Consider the following 21,597-nt stretch of genomic DNA (forward strand, 5'->3'; position numbering starts at 1 on the left):
TTTTGAACGGGAGAATTATATAAGCATACCAAATTTAAATTTACCATAATAGTAAATTTATTTCAACTTATCTATGTTCGTGGGATTGATTAAATTTTTTCAACCTGATCGAAATCTAATTCCACAGGTGTTTCTCTACCAAACATGTTGACTAACACTTTAATCTTATGTTTCTCCATATTGATCTCTTCAATATGACCAACAAAATTTTGAAATGGACCTTCAATGACTTTCACATTCTCTTTTAGCTTAAAGTCAACTTTTGGTCGAATTTCTTCCATGCCCATTTGTTTTAAAATCGCTTTTGCTTCTTCATCTAATAAGGGAGTCGGTTTGGAACCAGCGCCTGATGAACCTACAAAACCAGTTACTCCAGGCGTATTACGAACAACATACCAAGAGTCATCGGTCATGATCATTTCAACAAGAACATAGCCTGGGAATACCTTTCTCATCACAGACTTTTTCTTGCCATCTTTATTCTCAATCTCTTCTTCCACAGGAACTAAGACGCGAAAAATCTTATCTTCCATTCCCATCGATTCAACTCTTTTTTCTAAATTGGTTTTCACTTTGTTCTCATACCCTGAATAAGTATGAACAACATACCATTTCTTTTCCATACAGATTTGGACGCTTGTCCTTATCCCCCTTTTCGATTACTTACCTAAGCCAATTAATGATAATATAGAAGAAATCCCCAAGTCGATAATTACAAAAAATATCGTAAGAAAGGCAACCGTTGTGATCACGACGGTCGTATAACTGATTAGCTCTTTACGACTAGGCCAACGAACTTTCTTTAATTCGCGTACACTATCTTTAAAAAAATCCCGAATAGATTGAAAGCTTTTCTTTAGTCCTGTCCCTACATTAGCTAAAAACATAAACGAGCACCTCCATTAACGAGTCTCGCGATGTAATGTATGGTCATTACAGAACTTGCAATATTTTTTCAATTCAATGCGGTCGGGATTGTTACGCTTGTTTTTATTCGTGGTATAATTTCGTTGTTTACATTCGGTGCAAGCTAATGTTACGATCACGCGCATATTGAATTACACCTCCCACATGCCAAACTGTCCATGACACATTTATTCTGATGGCTAATCAAAAATAAAAGCCAATTAATTATGCATGGTTACCCCAAATACTTTATCATACTCAAAAATCAATGTCAACTAAATGATGAAAACAGGATTTATTTCATATCTTCGTATTTCTGGCTTGTATGATTCTATAAGCTGCGACATAGCACGACTTGCAACTTTAGTTGCATAGTGTGACTTGTACCCCATTGGTGCTTTAGCGAGCGAGTTTTCCTACCATCTGTTCATTCTAGGAAAACCACGAGGTATCGGAGCAGCGTTAGAACATACAAGCCATATTAGGTTTGTATAATTCCAACGCACTCCGTTGTCCGTGTATTTCTATTGAATGAAGGATAAGAAAGAAATACACTCCCAAAAGTCGCTGCTTATGGAATATACAAACCCGATATCCTATTCATCAAAAAAAATAGGGTTGTATATTTCTATACAAACCCTTTCATTCAATAAATCTTTTATTTTAAAGATTTGATTCATCTCTTCCTTCAAGATACCGTTCCAATTTTCTTTTCACTCGTTGCAGTGCATTATCTATTGATTTTACATGTCGACCTAATTCTTCAGCGATTTCCTGATAAGATCGGCCATCCAAGTAAAAACGCAGTACTTGTCTTTCTAAATCACTTAATAACGCACCCATTTTTTCCTCAATATCTTCAAACTCTTCTTGGTTGATAATTAATTCCTCAGGATCCATTACCTTATTCCCGCAAATCACATCAAGAAGAGTTCGATCAGACTCTTCATCATAAATTGGCTTGTCCAATGAAATATAAGAATTCAAAGGGATGTGTTTTTGCCTTGTGGCCGTCTTTATAGCTGTAATAATCTGTCTTGTAATACATAATTCAGCAAATGCCTTAAACGAAGAGAGTTTATCTCCGCGAAAATCACGAATCGACTTATATAAGCCAATCATTCCCTCTTGAATAATATCTTCTCGATCTGCACCAATTAAGAAATAGGATCGCGCTTTTGCTCTGACAAAATGTTTATATCGTTGAATTAAATATTCTAATGCAACGAGATCACCTTCGTGTACATAATCAACTAACTCTTCATCAGGAGCATATTCATAATGGATACATATGTTACTTTCTTTGAGGTTAACACTCACCGCGACCCCTCCGACAATTCACTACATTAAAAGATGAAGACATTATACATTATGTAACCTAAAAATGTCAATCGGAACCTATTTTTTTCTGCGAAAATTTTCAAAAAATTTAATCGTTTCTTGATCAATTACAGAAGATATATTTTGCTTTAATTCCTGGTTTCGTTTGTTAACCGATCGTTGAATCGAATTTTTTACCATTTCTTGTTCAATCGCAAGCTCTCTTGCAGAGATTCGCAATGCCCCTTGCCCAAAAATCACCCTTTGTTCTGTATAATCTGATGTAGCTACATAGATCATCCGTTTACGATGGTGCAAGTCACCGACTAATTTTTCAATAAATTCATCGGCTGTTTCATTTTCCTTTGTAAAATAAACGGTTAAACGTCGATCTTTGTATTTCTTCCCTAAACCTGGAACTTGATGGGCATCAAACACAACCATCACTTCTCGACCCGAATACGCTTGGTACTCACTTAACCAATCCAGTAGTTGATCCCTAGCCTCTTCTAAGAGTCCTTTCTCTTTTAATTCACGTAACTGTGGCCATGCACCAATAATATTATATCCATCCACGATGAGAATTTCTTCCATATTTAACTCCGTTCGTGCTAAAATCCTCGATTTCGATATACTTCATATAAGATGATACCCGCTGCTACTGACGCATTAAGAGAGTTTACATGTCCTTGCATTGGCAATTTAACCATATAATCACATTTTTCTCTCACAAGTCTTGAAATACCTTTACCCTCACTACCAATGACAATAACAACCGGCATTTTATAATCAACTTCATGGTACATTTGCTTTGCTGATGCATCTGTGCCAACGATCCAAAAACCCTCTTCTTTTAAAAAATCAATGGTTTGAGCAAGATTTGTTACTCGCGAAACAGGCACATATTCAATTGCACCAGCAGAAGTTTTGGAGACTGTTGCTGTTAATCCTACTGATCGGCGTTTGGGAATGATCACCCCATCAACACCAACTACATCACTGGTACGAAGGATCGACCCCAGATTATGAGGATCTTCAATTTCATCAAGTAATACAAAAAAAGGTGGTTTGTTTCCCTTTTTTGCTTTTTGGACAAGATCAACTAAGTCTGAATACTCGTATGAAGCAATTGAAGCAACGACTCCTTGGTGGTTTCCGTTTTCAGTTATTTGATCTAATTTCTTTTTTGGGCAAAATTGAGTGATGACCCTCTTCTCTTTTGCAAGGGTTAATAATTTATGCAAACTGGATTTTTGGATCCCTTCAGCGATATAGATCTTATTAATCGACCGATCCGATTGTAGAGCTTCAAAGACCGAATTTTTACCCATAATATAGGTTTGATCTTGATTATTTTGTTTTGTTTTGTTCATTGTCATATTCCCTTTCAATAAAAGCTATAGCTTCCTGAATTAATGAATCCATTCTTTCTTTGTTGTCAGATAAATAGAGATAACCAATTAAAGCCTCAAAAGCGGTACTATGACGATAGTCGACAATATCTGCATTTTTCGGAGAAGTATTCGATTTCGTATTACGTCCTCGCTTTACAATCTCCTTTTCTTCCTCTGTCAAATTGGGTAATAAATAATGAAGAATTTGCGCCTGTGCTTTCGCAGAAACAAATTGTATCGCTTTTTTATGGAGAACATTTGGTTTTCCACCTTGTAAAACGAGGAAGTGACGGATATACATTTCATAAACGGCATCGCCGATATATGCTAAGTTAAGTGCGTTCATTTCTTTTGGTTTCCTTACGTTATTTTTCCCGATCATTTTTTCCGCCATCTAACCCCTTGAGGTGTATCCTCGAGAATGATCCCTGCTTCTGCTAACTGGTTTCGGATTTGGTCAGCTAGAGCCCAGTCTTTATTCTTTCTTGCGATCTGTCTTTGTTCAATCAATTGCTCAATCCAATGAACATCCTCTTTTTTTGCTTCATTTTTTTCCAATATCTTGTCTAAACCTAAAACTTCGAGTAATAACTCTAATTTATCCATGAACATTTGAACAATCTCTCGATGAACCACTTTATTTTGCAAATAAAGATTCCCTTGTTTGATCAATTCATAAATCACTGTAATGGCATTGGCTGTATGAAAATCGTCATCCATTTCTTTTTCAAATTGTTTATGAAGTTGTTCAATCAATCCTAAGGTTTCTATATCTATTTGGCGTTTTTCCTGAGTTGTTGCGTCAGCCAATCGATGGCTTAGATTAAGATATGCTATTTTAATTCGTTCTAACCCATTCTTCGATTGTTCCAATAAATCATCGGTAAAGTTAATCGGGTGACGATAATGAACACTTAAGAGTAAAAATCGCAAAACAAGCGGATCCACTTTTTGAATGAGATCATGGATGGTCAAAACATTCCCTAGTGACTTAGACATTTTCTCATCATTGATATTAATATAACCATTATGCATCCAATAGTTTGCTAAAGGTTTATGATGAATACTTTCTGATTGGGCGATTTCATTTTCATGATGAGGAAAGATAAGATCGGCACCACCCGCGTGAATATCAATAGTTTCGCCCATGTATTTTCGAACCATTGCAGAGCATTCAATATGCCATCCAGGCCTTCCCTCTCCCCAAGGGCTATCCCAAGCAATTTCTCCGAGTTTTGCAGCTTTCCATAAAGCAAAATCAAGTGGGTTATCTTTTTTCTCATCTACTTCCACTCTAGCCCCTGCTTGTAAGTCTTGAATCGACTGGTGGGATAGTTTTCCATAACCTTTAAAACGGTTCGTTCGAAAATAAACATCACCATTCACAATGTAAGCCAGATCTTGACTTAGTAAATCTTGAATAAAATGAATGATCTCCCCCATATTCTCTGTTACTTTTGGGTGAATGCTAGCTCGTTTTACACCTAAAGCATCTGCATCAACAAAAAATTCTTGAATATACTGTTCTGAAATTTTTAGTGGAGACTCGCCCATTTCCTTTGCTTTATTGATAATTTTATCATCAATGTCGGTAAAATTTTGCACATATGTTACATTATAACCTTTGTATTCCAAATAACGACGAACGGTATCGAATACGACTAATGGCCTCGCATTTCCTAAGTGGATATAATTATAAACCGTCGGTCCGCAGACATACATTTTTACCTTACCTGGTTTAATCGATTGAAAGATCTCTTTCCTTCTTGTTAATGTATTATAAATCCGAATCACTGTTTCAATACACCTCCTGCTTTTAAGATCTCCAATTCTTTTTTCAGTTCATCAATTTGTTGTTGCATCGATCGAATGGTATCTGCAACAGGATCTGGTAAATGAACTTGGTCTAGATCATCTTTTACTCTCCGCCCATTTTGGATGACGATTCTCCCCGGGATACCGACCACCGTAGAGTTAGGTGGTACCTCTTTTAAGACGACGGAACCAGCACCAATCTTTGCATAATCTCCTACTTTAATTGAGCCTAATATTTTTGCTCCAGATGCAATAAGTACATGATTTCCGATCGTTGGATGTCGTTTACCATGTTCTTTTCCTGTTCCACCAAGCGTTACTCCCTGATAGAGGGTAACATAATCTCCGATCTCACACGTTTCGCCAATTACTACACCCGTACCATGGTCAATGAATAAACCTTTCCCAATTTTCGCTGCAGGATGAATCTCAATCCCTGTTAAAAACCGTCCGAAATTGGATAAAATTCTTGCCATTGTATAAAATTTTCGATTCCAAAGCGCATGAGCAATTCGATAAATCCATATTGCGTGTAACCCTTGGTAGGCAAGAATAACTTCCCATACACTTCGAGCTGCTGGATCCATCTCAAGAATGACCTTAACATCTTCTTTCATCTTATCAAACATAGAGCCCACCTCCATTTTTATCACATAGTTATAATTTGATAAAATAAATAAGAAACCGTCTCTATGCCTTGGCACAGAGACGGTTAAACCGCGGTTCCACTCTGTTTAGAATACGACAAAAAACTATCGTCATACCCTCACTTCATTTCGATAACGGAAATATCCGTTGAATCCTAAATTCCTTCAGATTCAAAGCTCAAAAGCGCATTTCAATCTTCAGTCGGACAGACTTCTTCCAGCCAAGGAAGTCTTCTCTGTTGACCAAGCAAAAGATCTACTCTCTTTCTCATCGCCGATACATTTTTACTTTACAAAATTATTCTCTATGATTGATCATCGTCTTGTCAATAGCTGATCTAATCGCATTAACACTTTCTCTTTTCCTAATAAGAACAGTGTCTCTGGCAAATCACGTCCATGTGTAGCACCTGTTGTCGCAACCCTTATAGGCATAAATAATTGTTTCCCCTTGTAGCCAGTAACTTTTTGAACTGTTTTCAGTGCTCCTTTGATTGTTTCTGGCGTGTATTCGTCTAAAGCTCCTAATAGATTTTTAAATTCTTCCATGACAATAGGAATATGTTCCTCAGTTAATATCGCCTTACCTTCTTCATTCATTTGGAACTCATCCTCAAAAAACATTTTTGCCAGCTCGATAATTTCTTGGCCATAGTTTAATTGTTCTTGGTAAAGACCTACTAATGTTTTAACCCAGATTTCATCTTCCTCATTTAAAGTTTCAGATACATACCCTGCTTTTTGTAAATGAGGTAGACAAAGTTCAACCACTCTCTCTAAAGGAGCCGATTTGATATAGTGATTATTCATCCAGTATAATTTTTGAATATCAAAAACAGCAGGGCTTTTGGCCACCCGCTCAAGCGAGAATTGAGAGATTAATTCATCCAGTGTAAAAATCTCTTCTTCCCCTTCTGGACTCCAACCAAGTAATGCAATAAAATTCAAAATTGCTTCTGGCAGAAAACCAAGTTCTTTATATTGTTCCACAAATTGGATGATCGATTCATCGCGTTTACTCATTTTTTTCCGATCCTGATTTAAAATTAGCGGGATATGAGCAAACTGAGGTGCTTGCCAATTCATAGCTTGATAAATCAACAATTGTCTTGGTGTGTTAGACAAATGTTCTTCTCCACGTATTACATGCGTAATCTTCATTAAGTAATCATCAATTGTGACTGCAAAATTATAGGTCGGGATACCATCTGGGCGCACGATCACAAAGTCACCAATTCCGTCTGATTCAAACACTACTTTTCCACGAATCGCATCATCAACTTTTAGTATTTTCCCCTCGGGAACGCGGAAGCGAATACTTGGTTTTCGCCCTTCTTTTTCCAATCGTTCTTTTTGTTCAGGAGATAAGTAGCGACATTTTCCAGAGTATTTAGGGGTTTCCCCTTTATCAAGTTGACTTTGTCTTTCCGCCTCAATTTCTTCCGGTGTACAATAGCAATGATATGCTTGTCCTTGCTCAATCAGCTGGTTTACATATTTTTCATAAATATCTAAACGATCCATGGATCGATAAGGTCCAAATTCTCCACCTACATCAACTGATTCATCCCAATTGATTCCTAGCCATTTTAGTCCCTTTAGTAGTTTTTCTTCGCCATTTTCTACATTTCTTGCTTGATCAGTATCTTCAATGCGAACAATAAATTTTCCATCCGATTTTCTTGCCAGTAAAAAATTAAATAAAGCAGTACGAGCACTACCAATATGTAAATGTCCTGTAGGACTTGGTGCAAACCTTACACGAACCTGATCTGACATACTCTCATCCTTTCCTAAATGATTACCTTTACACTTTAGCTATCATACCATAGGAAAAATGAACTTTCATTGCTTTTTTGATAATAAAACAATAGCTAAGGCAGCGATTCCTTCTTCTCGACCTGTAAATCCTAGTTTTTCTGTCGTTGTCGCTTTGACATTAACCTGTTCCACATTAGCCTCTATGATACCAGCAATAATTTCCCTCATCTTGGGGATATACCCAGCCATCTTGGGTTTTTGGGCAATAATTGTCAGATCTGCGTTTTCTAATTGAAAACTCTCTTTTTTCGCTTCTTGCCAAACTTTTTCTAAGATCACTTTGCTATCAATCCCTTTTATCGCTGGATCATTATCAGGAAACCACTTACCGATATCTCCCTTCCCAAGGGCCCCTAAAATAGCATCAGCTAATGCATGTAATAATACATCTGCATCAGAATGACCCAGTAATCCTTTTTCATAAGGGATCTCGACCCCACCAATGATTAATTTGCGATCTCTAGCAAATTGATGAACATCAAAGCCCTGTCCAATTCGAATCAAACCTCTTCACTCCAATGTTTTAAAATACTCTCCGCAAGAATTAAATCTTCAGGAGTTGTTATCTTGATATTATGATAATCTCCTTCAACAACCATCACTTTCATTCCTAACCGCTCAACTAACGAAGAATCATCCGTACCAAGAAAACGATCCTTTTTTGCTTCTTCATAGGCCATCCTTAGAATGGAAAGACGAAAAGCTTGTGGGGTTTGAATCGCCCACAAGCTCTTACGATCAGGAGTACTTTGTATAAAACCATCCTGATCTACTATTTTAATCGTATCTTTAACCGGTACACCTAAAGCTACAGCACCTATCTTCTGAACGGTTTGCCAAAGTTGTTCCAAATGTGTTTGCTTCACAAACGGTCTTGCTCCATCATGAACCATCACATATTCCGTTTCCAAAAAGGTTAGACCATTATAGATACTATCTTGCCGTTCTTTGCCACCTGGAACAATAGCTTTGACTCGCTGTATACCATATTGTTGAACCAGTTGTTCCATGATTGTGATCTCATCAGGGTGAGATACAATAACAATTTCATCAACCCAAGGTAATCTCGAAAATTTTTCTAAGGTGTGAATAAGAATTGGTTTTCCATCTAAGGGAATAAATTGCTTATTCACATTTGCCCCCATTCGTCTTCCTCTCCCAGCTGCCGGAATAACAATTCCACATTTCATTTCTATAACCACCTATAATGCCTTTTCTAATAATTTTGGCTTCGCAAAGATCATTCTTCCTGCAGATGTTTGTAATACGCTCGTAACGAGTACATCTAAATGATGCCCAATATATTCTCTTCCACCTTCAACGACTATCATTGTACCATCATCAAGATAGGCAATTCCTTGGTTATGTTCTTTTCCATCTTTAATAACTTGAACATTTAATTCCTCACCTGGAAGAACGACAGGCTTGACCGCATTTGATAAGTCATTAATATTCAGCACTGGAACTCCTTGTAATTCACATACCTTATTTAAATTATAATCATTGGTTACAACTTTTCCTTCTAATACTTTTGCTAGTTTTACTAATTTGCTATCCACTTCTTGAATCTCTTCAAAATCACCTTCATAGATTAACACCTTAATATCCAGTTCCTTTTGAATTTTATTCAAAATATCTAAGCCTCTTCGTCCGCGATTTCTCTTTAGCGTATCAGAAGAGTCAGCGATATGTTGAAGTTCCTCAAGCACAAAACTCGGTATCACAAGAATCCCTTCAATAAATCCCGTCTTACAAATATCCGCTATCCTACCATCAATAATCACACTTGTATCTAAAATTTTATGTTCATATTTAGACCCAGAGTCCTTTTTGGCTGTTTTCTCTTTATTAAATTTTCCTAACGAAAAAACGCTCATTAATTCATCCCGTTTCTTAAATCCAAGCCGGAAGCCAAAATATCCTAAGATAATGGATAAAAAAATTGGAACGATAAGATTGACGACAGGAATGTATTTGATTGCCTGTGATAGTAATGTAGAGATAATAAGACCAAAAATCAAACCTATTAATCCAAAAAGGAAATCCGTAACTGGAATTCTTAAGATAAATTCCTCTCCTTTTTGAATCCAACGAATAATGGTGTCCATAAACCATGCTGTAGATAAAAATAATATAAGTGCACCTAAGCCCAGCCCGATAAGCTTTAATACAACCCCATTAAAAGATTGGTCAATCCCAAATAGGTGATTCTCTAAAAGTAATTTTGGAATAAATAAATATCCAAGTGTTCCACCTAAAACGACAAAAAAGATTTGAAATATTCTTTTTAGCATTTTTTCACCTCCTTCTATCATTATTAACAATTTCAAAAAAAACAAACCTATTGATTCAGAAACTCTCTATTTCTAACGTTTTATTGTAGAAAAAAAGCGTCAAATCGACGCCTTTTTCTCATAAATTATATTGTCTAATAAGGCGATAGCATCTTCTTCTTTTAGATCTTTGGCTAATACCAATTCACTGATTAAAATCACCCTTGCATTATCTAGCATTTTTCTTTCGCCTGTAGACAATCCTTTCTCTCTATCTCTTAACATTAGATTTCGAACTACATCAGCAATTTCGTAGATGTCTCCGCTTTTCATTTTATCCATGTTTGCCCGATAACGACGATTCCAATTTGTAGATTGATCTGTAGAATCTAGTTTTAATAGAGTAATGACTTTATCAATCACTTTTTCATCCACTACTTGTCTAAGCCCTATCTCTTCTACATTTTGGATCGGAACCATAACCTTCATATCACCAATTGGCATTCTCATGATATAATAGCGCTTCTTTTCCCCTAATATCTCTTTCTCTTCGATCGCTTCAATGATTCCGGCACCATGCATTGGATAAACCACTTTGTCACCAACATTAAACAATCGCGTCACCCCCGGGCTAATATATATTTCCATTTTATCACAACTTAAAAATTGTGTCAAAATTAAAATTTATATACTAGCATAATTCATAGCATAAAGTCAATATGTTAACATGAGGGTGACAACTTTTTTTAAATTTTTTTGCTAAAAAAAAGGAGCAATAGCCCCCAATTCAAACGTAAATACGTTAAGTGGTAAATAGTTCACTCTAACTCAGATTCATATTCATCATCTAAAAAAGGATTTTCCCTTTTTCTAAATAGTGCTCTACGGATTCCTAACAACGCATAAATAGCTAATGGTAAAAAAACCACTTTCGGAAACTGAGCAGGATATTTCCTCGCTAAGAAAACAACTAAAAGGATAATAAACGGTGTTACATAGTAAGCGGTTTTCGGAATGCCCACTTTTTTGAAATTTGGATATTTTATATTGCTCACCATTAAATAGGCTAAAAAAATCATTGCCAAAGGTAGAACAATTGGCGGAAATACCTGATGATATAATGTCATTGTTGCAAGAACGCCACCAGCAGCAGTAATTGGTAACCCTGTGAAATACCCTGGAACGCCAGTGCTCACATTAAACCTTGCTAGCCTTAATGCCCCAGCAATAGGGAATAACGCAGTAACTCCCCAGCCCAATGCACCCAGGTCATGTAAGACAGCCACATACATGATAAATGCTGGCGCTACTCCAAATGAAACGACATCAGATAATGAATCTAATTCCTTACCAAATTCACTTTGGGTATGGAGAAGCCTTGCAATCCTTCCATCCAATCCATCTAATAACATTCCGATAATCACCATAATTGCTGCATATTCAACATTATTATCAAACGCTAAAATAATCGATATAATTCCTAAAAACAAGTTCCCAACGGTAAATAAGCTGGGAAGAATCCGGTTAATCATTTGAAAACCTCCCAATAATTGTTTTCCCTGCCTGTATTTTGTCTCCTTTTTTAACCATAATTTCTGTGGATCGCGGGAGAAATAATTGGGTTCCAGAACTAAATTTTATCATCCCGATTTTTTCACCTTGTTCTAATTTTTGCTGGATTTTCGTCCAATTTACGATCCGTCTGGCCATGATTCCCGCGATTTGAACAACTAAAACTTTTTTTCTTCCATTTGTGATCCCAATCAAATTCTTTTCATTTACATCATGACTTTCCGGCTTCGTTGCTGAGATAAATTTCCCTTTACGATATGCAAGATAATCAACCGTACCTGAGATCGGACTACGATTCACATGAACATCAAAAGGACTCATAAAGATACTTACTCGGATCGCTTTATCTTTTAAGTATTGGTTCTCTTCAACTTCCTCTATATTGGTAATCAATCCGTCTGCTGGCGCCAAAACTAGTTTGTCATCGATGATAACGTTTCTTTTAGGATCTCTAAAAAAAAATAAGACAAACAGAATAAGTCCAATTCCAATTACCGCTAACGCAGGATAAAGCAAGTATAAGATAACAGTAAAAATAAGTAATACTCCTAAAGTAGGCAATCCCTCTCTAATCAATACATGGTCTTTCACATGCTCACCTCTTCATCCAATCAAATGTGTCGATCAATAAATACTTGTTCTTGAATTCTTTTTAATCCTTCTTTAATGGCTCTAGCCCTTACTTCTCCAATACCATCGACTTCATCTAATTCCTCAATCGTTGCCAATAATACTTTCGATAAGGTCATAAACTGTTCAACTAAATTATGAATAATCGCTGAAGGAAGTTTTGGAATTCTACTTAGAATTCGATATCCTCTAGGAGAAACAGGTTCCTCTTGTATATTCGTATTACTCGGATAGCCTAATATGCGAACAATGTGATGGCTTTCTAACAACTCCTCAGAATTTAATTTTTTAAGTTCCATTAATACTTTCTTGATATCATCTTCAGTTCCTTTGTGATAATCCTTAATTAACAGATATGCCTCATGTTCAATATTGGCTACTAATTCTTCTAATTGCATACTAATGAGCCTTCCCTCTGTACCAAGTTCCTGAATGTATTTTTCAATTTCTGCCTTAATTCGTTGAACCATTTCGATTCGCTGAATGACAGAAACAACATCATTAAGGGTAACTAATTCTTCAAATTCCATCGCCGATAAATTGGTTAATGCTTGATCCAATACTGACTTGTACTTTTCTAAGGTTTGAATCGCCTGATTCGCTTTTGTTAAGATCACACCAATATCTTTTAAGGAATAGCGATAATTTCCTTGATATAATGTAATGACATTTCTTCGTTGCGAGATCGATATCACCAATTGACTGGTTTGCTTTGCAACTCGTTCAGCTGTTCGATGTCTGATTCCTGTTTCCGAAGATGGAATTGAAGAATCAGGGTTTAAATGGGTGTTGGCATATAAGATTTTTTTTAGATCATCACTTATGATAATTGCTCCATCCATTTTTGCTAACTCATATAAATGAGCAGGACTGAAATCGCAGTTAATAGAAAATCCACCGTCGACAAGCTCCATTACTTCATTAGTATAACCGACAACAATTAAAGCCCCTGTCTTTGCCCTCAATACATTATCTAGTCCTTCGCGAAAAGAAGTACCAGGAGCGACCAGCTTTAAAACATTCATAATAAATTCTTCTTTTTTTATATCCTTACTCATCACATGTTTCCCCCTAAAGCAATTTCTAATGCTTCAGCAACGGTTTGTACTCCAATGACCTCTATATCAGCTGGTATATTCCACCCTTTAAGGTTTTTTACTGGAACATATACTCGTTTAAATCCTAACTTTTTGGCTTCGGCCACGCGTTGTTCAATTCGTGATACTCCTCTAACTTCACCTGTTAATCCAATTTCCCCAATGTATACATCATATGCATTTGTTGGTCGATCCCGAAAACTAGAAGCAATACTAATTGCAATTGCCAAATCAATGGCAGGTTCTGCTAGTTTTACCCCACCTGCGACATTTACATATGCATCTTGATTCTGTAAAAACATACCGATGCGTTTTTCTAACACAGCCATAATTAATGCTACCCGTTGTTGATCTACTCCTGTAGCCATCCTCCGGGGAGTAACAAAACTCGTAGACGAAAGAAGAGCTTGAATCTCAACTAAAACTGGCCTCGATCCTTCGATACTTGCGACAACGGCCGAACCAGCAACTCCAATTGGTCGTTGCGATAAAAAAAGTTCCGATGGATTTTCTACTTCAACAAGTCCGTTTTCCTTCATTTCAAAGATTCCGATTTCATTCGTCGATCCAAATCTGTTTTTAACGGCTCGAAGGATTCGATACGTATGGTGTCTTTCTCCCTCAAAATATAAAACAGTGTCTACCATATGTTCTAATAATCGAGGTCCAGCAATTTCCCCTTGTTTTGTTACATGTCCCACAATGATAATTGCAATCCCATTGCTTTTTGCCAATCGCATAAAATGACCTGTTGATTCACGCACCTGTGCAACACTTCCAGGTGTTGAAGGTACTTGGGAATGAAAAATCGTTTGAATGGAATCGATAATTACAACTTCTGGTTGAAGCTCTAAAATGATTTGTTCAATCTGTTCCATTTGATTCTCTGTGACCACATAAAGATGATCAGAATGTACATTCAAACGTGTAGAACGTAATTTCATTTGTTTTACCGACTCTTCTCCAGAGACGTACAAAACTTGATGGCCTTGATTTGCAATGCTTTGAGAAGTTTGTAAAAGTAAAGTAGATTTCCCTATACCTGGGTCACCACCGACAAGAATAAGAGAACCAGGTACAATGCCTCCTCCTAACACACGATTTAATTCATTTATATTTGTATTTATTCTTGGCTCCTCTTCCATATTTATTCGAGAAATGGGCTGTGGTTTTTGAAAAGTTGAAGTATGAATTCGATTTGCTACAGAGTGGTCGTTTTTTAATTCTTCAACCATACTGTTCCAAGAATGGCAACCAGGGCATTTTCCTAACCATTTCGGACTTTCATACCCACACACTTGGCAGACAAAACTTGACTTAATCTTTGCCACGATTCCACTTCCCTTTCCTTATATAAAAAGCGATTTAGCGATTTTATATTTCATATTCACTAATCATATAATAAAGGTTTATAAATGAAAAGAACATATTCAGAGCAAAATTCACCTCACAATCTTTGTTTAGAAGTCAGTGCCTATGAATTTTAAATTTAGACAATTTCTTAAAATAATCCACAGTTTTAGAAAATATGTAGTTTCTGGAAAATGTATGAGCTCCTTTTCAGGAGCTCATACCATACCAATTTTATTTTTTAACCACTAACTCATTGTTTTCAACGTCAATGGTTACCTTATCCCCTTTTTTGATGGTTCCTTTTAATAATTCCTCAGAAAGTTTATCTTCGATATGTTTCTGAAGTGCTCGACGTAATGGACGTGCCCCAAAATTCGGATCATATCCTTCTTTTGCTAAGAAATCTTTTGCCGCCTCTGTTAATTCGAAATCCACTCCGAACTCAATAAGTCGTTTTCTTAATTGCTCTGCAAGTAAAGTTGCGATCTGTTTAATATGTTCTTCATTCAAAGAATGGAAGACAATGATCTCATCTAATCGGTTAAGGAATTCTGGTCGGAAACTGCGTTTTAATTCACCGATAACCCGATCTTTCATGCTATCGTAATCTTGCTCCGCAGTGCGAGTAGAAAACCCAAGTCCTGTGCTCTTCTTAATCATCTCTGCACCGACATTCGAGGTCATAACAATGATGGTATTTCGGAAATCAACGGTTCTTCCTTTACCATCGGTTAGACGGCCATCTTCTAATACTTGAAGTAAAATATTAAACACTTCTGGATGTGCTTTCTCAATCTCGTCTAGTAATACTACGGAATATGGTTTACGTCGAACCTTCTCGGTTAATTGACCACCTTCTTCATATCCAACATATCCTGGAGGAGCACCGATTAAGCGAGAAGTGGAATGTTTCTCCATATATTCGGACATATCAATTCGAATAATCGCATTTTCATCCCCAAACATCGCTTCAGCTAAAGCTCTTGCCAATTCTGTTTTCCCAACACCTGTTGGTCCTAAAAAGATAAAGGAGCCAATCGGTCTTTTTGGGTCTTTTAAACCAGCTCTAGCTCTTCGAATTGCTCTTGATATCGCTCTAACCGCTTCTTCTTGACCAATCACTCGTTGATGAAGAATGTCTTCCATTTTTAGTAGGCGTTCAGATTCTTCTTCATTAATCTTACTCACTGGTATTCCAGTCCAACTAGAAACAACTTGAGCGATATCTTCTACTGTTACTTCCGTGTCTGTTCTTCCCTGATGTTCTTTCCATTCGTTCTTTGTTCTTTCTAATTCTTCTTTTAATTGTTGTTCTTTGTCCCTTAATGAGGCTGCTTTTTCAAATTCTTGACTTTGAACAGCAGCTTCTTTTTCCTTCTTCACTTCTGCTAACTGTGCCTCTAACTCTTTTAAGTTTGGTGGGACAGTATAACTTACTAATCGAACTTTGGATGCAGCTTCATCAATAAGGTCTATCGCCTTATCTGGTAGGAAACGATCGGTGATATAACGATCAGATAAACGAACAGCTGCCTCAATCGCTTCATTTGTAATCTTTACTCGATGGTGTGCCTCATATTTATCCCTTAGTCCTTTTAAGATTTGAATCGTTTCCTCTACAGTGGGTTCATCCACCATAATAGGTTGGAAGCGGCGTTCTAACGCTGCATCTTTTTCGATATATTTTCGGTATTCATCAAGAGTAGTCGCACCAATTGCCTGTAATTCACCACGAGCTAAAGCTGGTTTTAATATATTGGATGCATCAATTGCCCCTTCAGCACCGCCTGCGCCAATTAATGTATGAAGTTCATCAATAAACAAGATAACATTACCTGCTTGACGAATTTCTTCCATGATTTTTTTCAATCGATCTTCGAATTCACCACGATATTTGGTTCCGGCAACCAATGTTCCCATATCTAGGGACATCACTCGTTTATCTCGAAGTGTCTCAGGGATTTCATTATTTATAATTCTTTGAGCAAGCCCTTCAGCAATTGCTGTTTTTCCTACCCCTGGCTCACCAATTAAGACCGGATTGTTTTTGGTTCTTCTACTTAGTACTTGAATAACCCTTTCAATCTCTCTTTCACGTCCAATCACAGGATCTAGGCCACCTTCTTTGGCAATTGCAGTAAGATCTCTTGCCAATTCATCAAGAGTTGGTGTGCTGTGATGGTTGGAATGGCTTTGGTTGGAAGAAACAACCTCACTATTTCCTAAGAGTTGTAATACTTGCTGTCTTGCTTTATTAAGGCTAACCCCTAAATTATTGAGTACCCTTGCTGCAACACCTTCCCCCTCACGGATCAGTCCTAAGAGAATATGTTCCGTTCCTACATAGGTATGACCCAATTTTCTGGCTTCATCCATCGAAAGTTCAATGACTTTTTTAGCTCTAGGTGTATAGGAAACACTCATTGGTTTCTCATGGCCTTTACCAATTAATGCTTCCACTTCATTTTGGACTTTTTCTAAACTTATATTCAATGCTTGTAAAGCCTTCGCTGCAATCCCTTCACCTTCTTTTACAAGACCTAGCAAAATATGCTCTGTTCCTATATTATGATGCCCTAAGCGAACTGCTTCTTCTTGGGCTAATGTTAATACTTTTTGTGATCTTTCAGTAAAACGACCAAACATCATTTTCATCACACCTCCATAAATTTTAATTCGAATGTTGAGTCAATTTTCGCCGAATGATCTCGGCTCTCTTTATATCTCTTTCAAAAGGTGTCATTTCCCCTGCATAATGTTGTAAAAAACCAGGTTGTATCAATACCATTAACTCATTAAATATATTTGGTGAAATGCTATCAATCATCTTCAAATCGATTCCTAAGCGAACATCAGATAATCGCCCCATTGCTTCCTTAGAATCAATAATTTTTGCATGAAGTAAAGTACCATAAGCTCTTCCTACACGATCCTCAATCTGTATTCTAGAATCGCGTAATAAAAGGGACCTTGCCTGTTTTTCATGATCAATGATTTGCTTAACCACGCCGTATAGGTTTTCAATTATATCTTCTTCACTTTGTCCTAATGTTATTTGATTTGATATTTGAAAGATATTACCTAATGCCTCACTTCCTTCGCCGTATATTCCTCTAACTGTTAAGCCCACTTGTGTAATTGCGGAAATAATTCGATTAATTTGGCCGCTAATGACTAACGCAGGAAGATGAACCATAACCGATGCACGAATCCCTGTACCTACGTTAGTAGGACAGCTGGTTAAATAACCCCTTTTTTCATCAAAAGCATAGTCTAATTCGGCTTCAAATATATCATCAATTCGACTTGCCATTTTCCAAGCATCGTAAATTTGCAAACCTGGGTACAAACATTGAATTCGAAGATGATCTTCTTCATTCACCATAATACTTATCGATTCATTTTCACTTAAGACGACAGCCCCTTTTCTTGAATCTTGAGCTAAGTTAGGACTAATTAAATGCTTTTCAACAAGAACTCTTTTTTGTAACTCTGTCATATCTTCAAGTTGTATGAGTTCGAAATGGCTAATGTTCTTCATTTCTCTTTGATCTAGAGCTTTTCTAACTTCCTCCACAACAGAAATGGCTTGAGAATCTGTAGCTAATGTTGGAAAAGGGTAATTTTTAAGGTTTCTTGCCAAACGTACCCTGCTACTAATTACGATGTCAGATTCAGGACCATTCCCTTTCATCCATTCACTAATCGCTTGATTAACAAACCGATCCAATCCCATAATTCTAACCTCGTCTTTCCGAAAGTTTCGATTCTAGGGCTTTTATTTGGTCTCTAAGTTTTGCAGCTTCTTCAAATTCTTCTGCCAGTATTTTTCGTTGTAATTGTTCCTTCAACTGAACAATTTCTCTTTTAATTTTTATATTTTCACCAGAACGATGAGGAACTTTGCCTATATGTTGACTATTTCCATGAATTCTACGAAAAATTGGTTCTAACTGAGGTTCAAAGTAATTGTAACAATCATGGCAACCGAATTTCCCCATCTTCTTGAATTGTGAAAAAGTTAACCCACAGGTTTTACAACGTAATTGATCTGGAGATGTAATCACCTGATGGCCATTTTTTATTGGATCAAAATTAAGTAACCCTGATAATAGGTTATTAAAAGAAAAACCGGAATCATCGTAAGAAAACATTTCACCTTTTTCTTTTGCACACTGTTCGCAGAGATGATATTCGTTTTTTTGCCCATTGATAATCTTTGTAAAATGTAAAGTAGCGGGTCGCTGTTGACAATTCTCACAAAGCATTTTTATCCCCCTTTACCTAGAAAAGATTACTTTGATTAATGTTTTTAATATATTGGCACGTATTTGGTCACGAATAGGTAATGGCAAATCCAAAACCTCTCGTGACAAAATCGATTTAAACAAGAGAAACTCTTCTTGATTCAATAATTCCTCATCTAATAGACGAGAGATCAAGTCATATGCGGTCGATTGAGAAATTTCTTCCCCAATCGCTTTCATGATTATTTCATAGAATGTTTGCTCCGTTGGAATATTTATTTTTTTTATTCGGATATATCCACCACCACCGCGTTTACTTTCAACTACAAATCCTTTTTCTAATGAGAACCTTGTGTTTAAGACATAATTAATTTGCGATGGAACACATTGAAACTTTTCTGCCAGTTCACTTCTTTGGATTTCAATTTCCCCAGTTTCACTTGTTTTTATAAGATCTTTTATGAATTGTTCGATGATGTCTGAAATATTCCTCATAACGTCCTCCAAAACAAAAAGGTCGTATTGACTTTGACTAACTTTGACCTTTAATTATAATTATATACCTTTTTCTCCATTTGGCAATATTTTGAGTTAAGTTATTCATTATTTTTCCCATAATGAACCTCTTTCACTCCTTGGATTTGCTTAATGGTATCGATCACCAAGGGGATATTTTCGTTTTTAGGCATTCTTACTAAAAAATTAATACTAACGCAGGGAGGTTCTCCGGATTCTTTGTCTTCATCATGCATTGTGACACCTTTTACATTGATTTTTCTTTGCCCAAATATAGAAGCAATTTCTGCTAATTTCCCAGGGGTATCAATAACATTGACTCGAATCTCAACCAATTGTCGCTTTTTGATAACTAAGGTATCTAGCTTTGCCAAAATCATAAGACTAATTAGAACGAATAGCGTTGTTAAAATACCTCCTAAATAAAATCCTGCACCAATCGCTAAACCGATTCCCGAAACAACCCAAATTGTTGCCGCAGTTGTTAAACCTGTAACCGTAAAACCATGACGTAAAATCGTTCCTGCTCCAAGGAAACCGATACCACTTACCACTTGGGCAGGTAATCGCTGTGGATCTAAGCGCATATTATCTCCAGCATTATAATAATCTTGAAATCCATATATTGACAAAAGCATAATTAGTGCTGACCCAAGGCTTACAAGAATATTCGTACGTAATCCTGCTGGGTGGTTATTTACCTCTCGTTCCAGGCCAATAATTCCGCCCATTAATCCTGCCAAAACTAAACGAATAAGTATGTGTAGATAATCGTTTGACCAAGCCATTCTAATCACTCCTTTACAAGATCTGATGAATAGCATGAGGTAGTTGGTCAAAGCTTTGTATTTTTATATCCGCTCCTATTAACTCATGATCGTCAGCAAACCCAAAGTCACAGCCAATCGTCGGTAAATTGTTTACTTTTCCTGCTTCAATATCTGAAGAACGATCTCCTACCATAACTGCACGTTCGATGCCATAATCTTTTAAAATCTTTGCTACTAAATCTACTTTTGATTTTGTTTGGTGTTCACCTGCGGTATAAATCTGGGCAAAAAGGTGATCAATATCGAAAGTATTTGCTAAATTTTTTACATAGAATTCTAATCCATTACTTGCAATAAATAGGAGATAACCCGATTCTTTTAGTACTTTTAATGTTTCTTTAACTTTTGGATATAATGAACCAAGCCCGTTTTTTACTCCCTTTAATTCATTTTCGAGCATATAACGATTCGCTTTTTCATGAGCTTCTTTTGAAAGGTTTGGTAATAACTCCTTCCATATTTTTTCTAGGGTCATACCAATAACACCAAGCATCTTTTGCTTACTAGGTAGTATAGGAATGAAATACCCATCCTTTTTTAGTTGCTCAAAAGTTTTTATAAACGAAGGGATTGCTAATTGTTCTGTCTGAAATAGTGTTCCATCAAAATCAAAAATGATTGCACGAATACCTGCCATCACGTGAACTGCCCCCTTTTATAAAAAAGCCACATTACATTTTATGTAATGTGGTTAGCTCATAATCTTCTATTTAAGATTTTACTATATTTATTCTTTATATACCATATTTTCATATTTAGTCCTAAGAAAAATAATCCCTTATAGCAAAAAAGACCACCCATTCGGTGGTCTTACTTCTGCCTGGCAACGTCCTACTCTCCCAGGACCCTTCGGTCCAAGTACCATCGGCGCTGGAGGGCTTAACGGTCGTGTTCGGGATGGGTACGCGTGTGTCCCCTCCGCCATCATCACCAGACTTTCCAGATATCGGACATCGGAGGCCGGATATCAGAACTCGTTCGAATTTGTAAGAACAAATTCGTCTATTCTGATGTCTGGCTTCTGAAACCTGACACCTGATCATGCACCTTCAAAACTAGCAGCAAACCACCAAATGAGTATTTAGGTTAAGCCCTCGATCCATTAGTATCCGTTAGCTCCATACCTTACGGTACTTCCACACCGGACCTATCAACCTCATCATCTTTAAGGGATCT

At 36.7% G+C, this 21,597-nt stretch carries 24 protein-coding genes, 2 rRNA genes and 1 other annotated feature; all 26 genes read right to left on the reverse strand.

Features of this window, described 5'->3' with window-relative positions; genetic code table 11:
- Nucleotides 1-89 precede the first annotated feature (89 nt).
- Nucleotides 90-623, reverse strand: a complete 534-nt coding sequence (gene nusG, locus EDD72_RS08375; protein WP_132769262.1) for a transcription termination/antitermination protein NusG — start codon at nucleotides 621-623, stop codon at nucleotides 90-92.
- Between the two features lie 36 nt (nucleotides 624-659).
- On the reverse strand, nucleotides 660-887 hold the full coding sequence (gene secE / locus EDD72_RS08380) for a preprotein translocase subunit SecE (RefSeq protein ID WP_132769264.1): 228 nt from the start codon (nucleotides 885-887) through the stop codon (nucleotides 660-662).
- A gap of 15 nt (nucleotides 888-902) precedes the next feature.
- The gene (rpmG, locus tag EDD72_RS08385; RefSeq protein ID WP_132769266.1) at nucleotides 903-1,052 is read right to left on the reverse strand and encodes a 50S ribosomal protein L33; all 150 of its coding nucleotides are present in this window, start codon (nucleotides 1,050-1,052) and stop codon (nucleotides 903-905) included.
- Nucleotides 1,053-1,569: 517 nt separating this feature from the next.
- On the reverse strand, nucleotides 1,570-2,226 hold the full coding sequence (gene sigH / locus EDD72_RS08390) for an RNA polymerase sporulation sigma factor SigH (protein ID WP_132769268.1): 657 nt from the start codon (nucleotides 2,224-2,226) through the stop codon (nucleotides 1,570-1,572).
- A gap of 78 nt (nucleotides 2,227-2,304) precedes the next feature.
- On the reverse strand, nucleotides 2,305-2,820 hold the full coding sequence (locus tag EDD72_RS08395) for an NYN domain-containing protein (RefSeq protein WP_132769271.1): 516 nt from the start codon (nucleotides 2,818-2,820) through the stop codon (nucleotides 2,305-2,307).
- Between the two features lie 17 nt (nucleotides 2,821-2,837).
- The gene (gene rlmB / locus EDD72_RS08400; protein ID WP_132769274.1) at nucleotides 2,838-3,599 is read right to left on the reverse strand and encodes a 23S rRNA (guanosine(2251)-2'-O)-methyltransferase RlmB; all 762 of its coding nucleotides are present in this window, start codon (nucleotides 3,597-3,599) and stop codon (nucleotides 2,838-2,840) included.
- Entirely contained in the window at nucleotides 3,577-4,014 is a 438-nt protein-coding gene (locus EDD72_RS08405; RefSeq protein ID WP_279388098.1) for a Mini-ribonuclease 3, read from the reverse strand. Before EDD72_RS08405 ends, rlmB begins: the two co-directional genes overlap by 23 nt.
- On the reverse strand, nucleotides 3,999-5,414 hold the full coding sequence (gene cysS, locus EDD72_RS08410; RefSeq protein WP_132769276.1) for a cysteine--tRNA ligase: 1,416 nt from the start codon (nucleotides 5,412-5,414) through the stop codon (nucleotides 3,999-4,001). Before cysS ends, EDD72_RS08405 begins: the two co-directional genes overlap by 16 nt.
- Nucleotides 5,411-6,064 (reverse strand): serine O-acetyltransferase, encoded by a 654-nt coding sequence (cysE, locus tag EDD72_RS08415; protein WP_132769278.1) that lies wholly within the window; start codon nucleotides 6,062-6,064, stop codon nucleotides 5,411-5,413. Before cysE ends, cysS begins: the two co-directional genes overlap by 4 nt.
- Before the next feature lie 72 nt (nucleotides 6,065-6,136).
- Nucleotides 6,137-6,363 (reverse strand) — a binding site (T-box leader).
- A gap of 34 nt (nucleotides 6,364-6,397) precedes the next feature.
- Nucleotides 6,398-7,861: a glutamate--tRNA ligase gene (gene gltX, locus EDD72_RS08420; protein ID WP_132769280.1), complete on the reverse strand. Its 1,464-nt coding sequence runs from the start codon at nucleotides 7,859-7,861 to the stop codon at nucleotides 6,398-6,400.
- 66 nt (nucleotides 7,862-7,927) lie between these two features.
- The gene (gene ispF / locus EDD72_RS08425; protein ID WP_132769282.1) at nucleotides 7,928-8,407 is read right to left on the reverse strand and encodes a 2-C-methyl-D-erythritol 2,4-cyclodiphosphate synthase; all 480 of its coding nucleotides are present in this window, start codon (nucleotides 8,405-8,407) and stop codon (nucleotides 7,928-7,930) included.
- Nucleotides 8,404-9,099: a 2-C-methyl-D-erythritol 4-phosphate cytidylyltransferase gene (gene ispD, locus EDD72_RS08430; protein ID WP_132769318.1), complete on the reverse strand. Its 696-nt coding sequence runs from the start codon at nucleotides 9,097-9,099 to the stop codon at nucleotides 8,404-8,406. The genes ispF and ispD overlap by 4 nt, the downstream gene beginning before the upstream one ends.
- 6 nt (nucleotides 9,100-9,105) lie before the next feature.
- The gene (locus EDD72_RS08435; RefSeq protein WP_132769284.1) at nucleotides 9,106-10,197 is read right to left on the reverse strand and encodes a PIN/TRAM domain-containing protein; all 1,092 of its coding nucleotides are present in this window, start codon (nucleotides 10,195-10,197) and stop codon (nucleotides 9,106-9,108) included.
- A gap of 99 nt (nucleotides 10,198-10,296) precedes the next feature.
- Nucleotides 10,297-10,800: a CarD family transcriptional regulator gene (locus tag EDD72_RS08440; RefSeq protein ID WP_341539472.1), complete on the reverse strand. Its 504-nt coding sequence runs from the start codon at nucleotides 10,798-10,800 to the stop codon at nucleotides 10,297-10,299.
- Between the two features lie 194 nt (nucleotides 10,801-10,994).
- Nucleotides 10,995-11,708 (reverse strand): CDP-diacylglycerol--serine O-phosphatidyltransferase, encoded by a 714-nt coding sequence (gene pssA, locus EDD72_RS08445; protein ID WP_132769288.1) that lies wholly within the window; start codon nucleotides 11,706-11,708, stop codon nucleotides 10,995-10,997.
- Nucleotides 11,701-12,339 carry a phosphatidylserine decarboxylase family protein gene (locus EDD72_RS08450; protein ID WP_132769290.1) on the reverse strand — a complete coding sequence of 213 codons (639 nt, stop codon included), beginning with the start codon at nucleotides 12,337-12,339 and terminating at the stop codon, nucleotides 11,701-11,703. The genes pssA and EDD72_RS08450 overlap by 8 nt, the downstream gene beginning before the upstream one ends.
- Nucleotides 12,340-12,359: 20 nt before the next feature.
- On the reverse strand, nucleotides 12,360-13,436 hold the full coding sequence (gene disA / locus EDD72_RS08455) for a DNA integrity scanning diadenylate cyclase DisA (protein WP_132769292.1): 1,077 nt from the start codon (nucleotides 13,434-13,436) through the stop codon (nucleotides 12,360-12,362).
- Nucleotides 13,436-14,806, reverse strand: a complete 1,371-nt coding sequence (radA, locus tag EDD72_RS08460; RefSeq protein WP_132769294.1) for a DNA repair protein RadA — start codon at nucleotides 14,804-14,806, stop codon at nucleotides 13,436-13,438. Before radA ends, disA begins: the two co-directional genes overlap by 1 nt.
- Nucleotides 14,807-15,059: 253 nt before the next feature.
- Nucleotides 15,060-17,477, reverse strand: a complete 2,418-nt coding sequence (locus EDD72_RS08465) for an ATP-dependent Clp protease ATP-binding subunit (protein ID WP_132769296.1) — start codon at nucleotides 17,475-17,477, stop codon at nucleotides 15,060-15,062.
- 22 nt (nucleotides 17,478-17,499) lie between these two features.
- Nucleotides 17,500-18,564: a protein-arginine kinase McsB gene (gene mcsB / locus EDD72_RS08470; RefSeq protein WP_132769298.1), complete on the reverse strand. Its 1,065-nt coding sequence runs from the start codon at nucleotides 18,562-18,564 to the stop codon at nucleotides 17,500-17,502.
- Between the two features lie 4 nt (nucleotides 18,565-18,568).
- Nucleotides 18,569-19,096, reverse strand: coding sequence for a protein-arginine kinase activator protein McsA (gene mcsA / locus EDD72_RS08475; RefSeq protein WP_132769300.1), 528 nt, complete (start codon nucleotides 19,094-19,096; stop codon nucleotides 18,569-18,571).
- Between the two features lie 12 nt (nucleotides 19,097-19,108).
- The gene (locus EDD72_RS08480; RefSeq protein ID WP_132769302.1) at nucleotides 19,109-19,570 is read right to left on the reverse strand and encodes a CtsR family transcriptional regulator; all 462 of its coding nucleotides are present in this window, start codon (nucleotides 19,568-19,570) and stop codon (nucleotides 19,109-19,111) included.
- A gap of 101 nt (nucleotides 19,571-19,671) precedes the next feature.
- Nucleotides 19,672-20,379: an MgtC/SapB family protein gene (locus tag EDD72_RS08485; RefSeq protein WP_132769304.1), complete on the reverse strand. Its 708-nt coding sequence runs from the start codon at nucleotides 20,377-20,379 to the stop codon at nucleotides 19,672-19,674.
- Nucleotides 20,380-20,392: 13 nt separating this feature from the next.
- On the reverse strand, nucleotides 20,393-21,058 hold the full coding sequence (locus EDD72_RS08490; RefSeq protein WP_132769306.1) for an HAD family hydrolase: 666 nt from the start codon (nucleotides 21,056-21,058) through the stop codon (nucleotides 20,393-20,395).
- A 181-nt stretch (nucleotides 21,059-21,239) separates the two neighbouring features.
- A 5S ribosomal RNA gene (rrf, locus tag EDD72_RS08495) occupies nucleotides 21,240-21,356 on the reverse strand.
- A gap of 147 nt (nucleotides 21,357-21,503) precedes the next feature.
- Nucleotides 21,504-21,597, reverse strand: a 23S ribosomal RNA gene (locus EDD72_RS08500); the annotation flags it as partial.

It is taken from the genome of Tepidibacillus fermentans, assembly GCF_004342885.1.
In the GTDB taxonomy this organism is placed as follows: domain Bacteria; phylum Bacillota; class Bacilli; order Tepidibacillales; family Tepidibacillaceae; genus Tepidibacillus; species Tepidibacillus fermentans.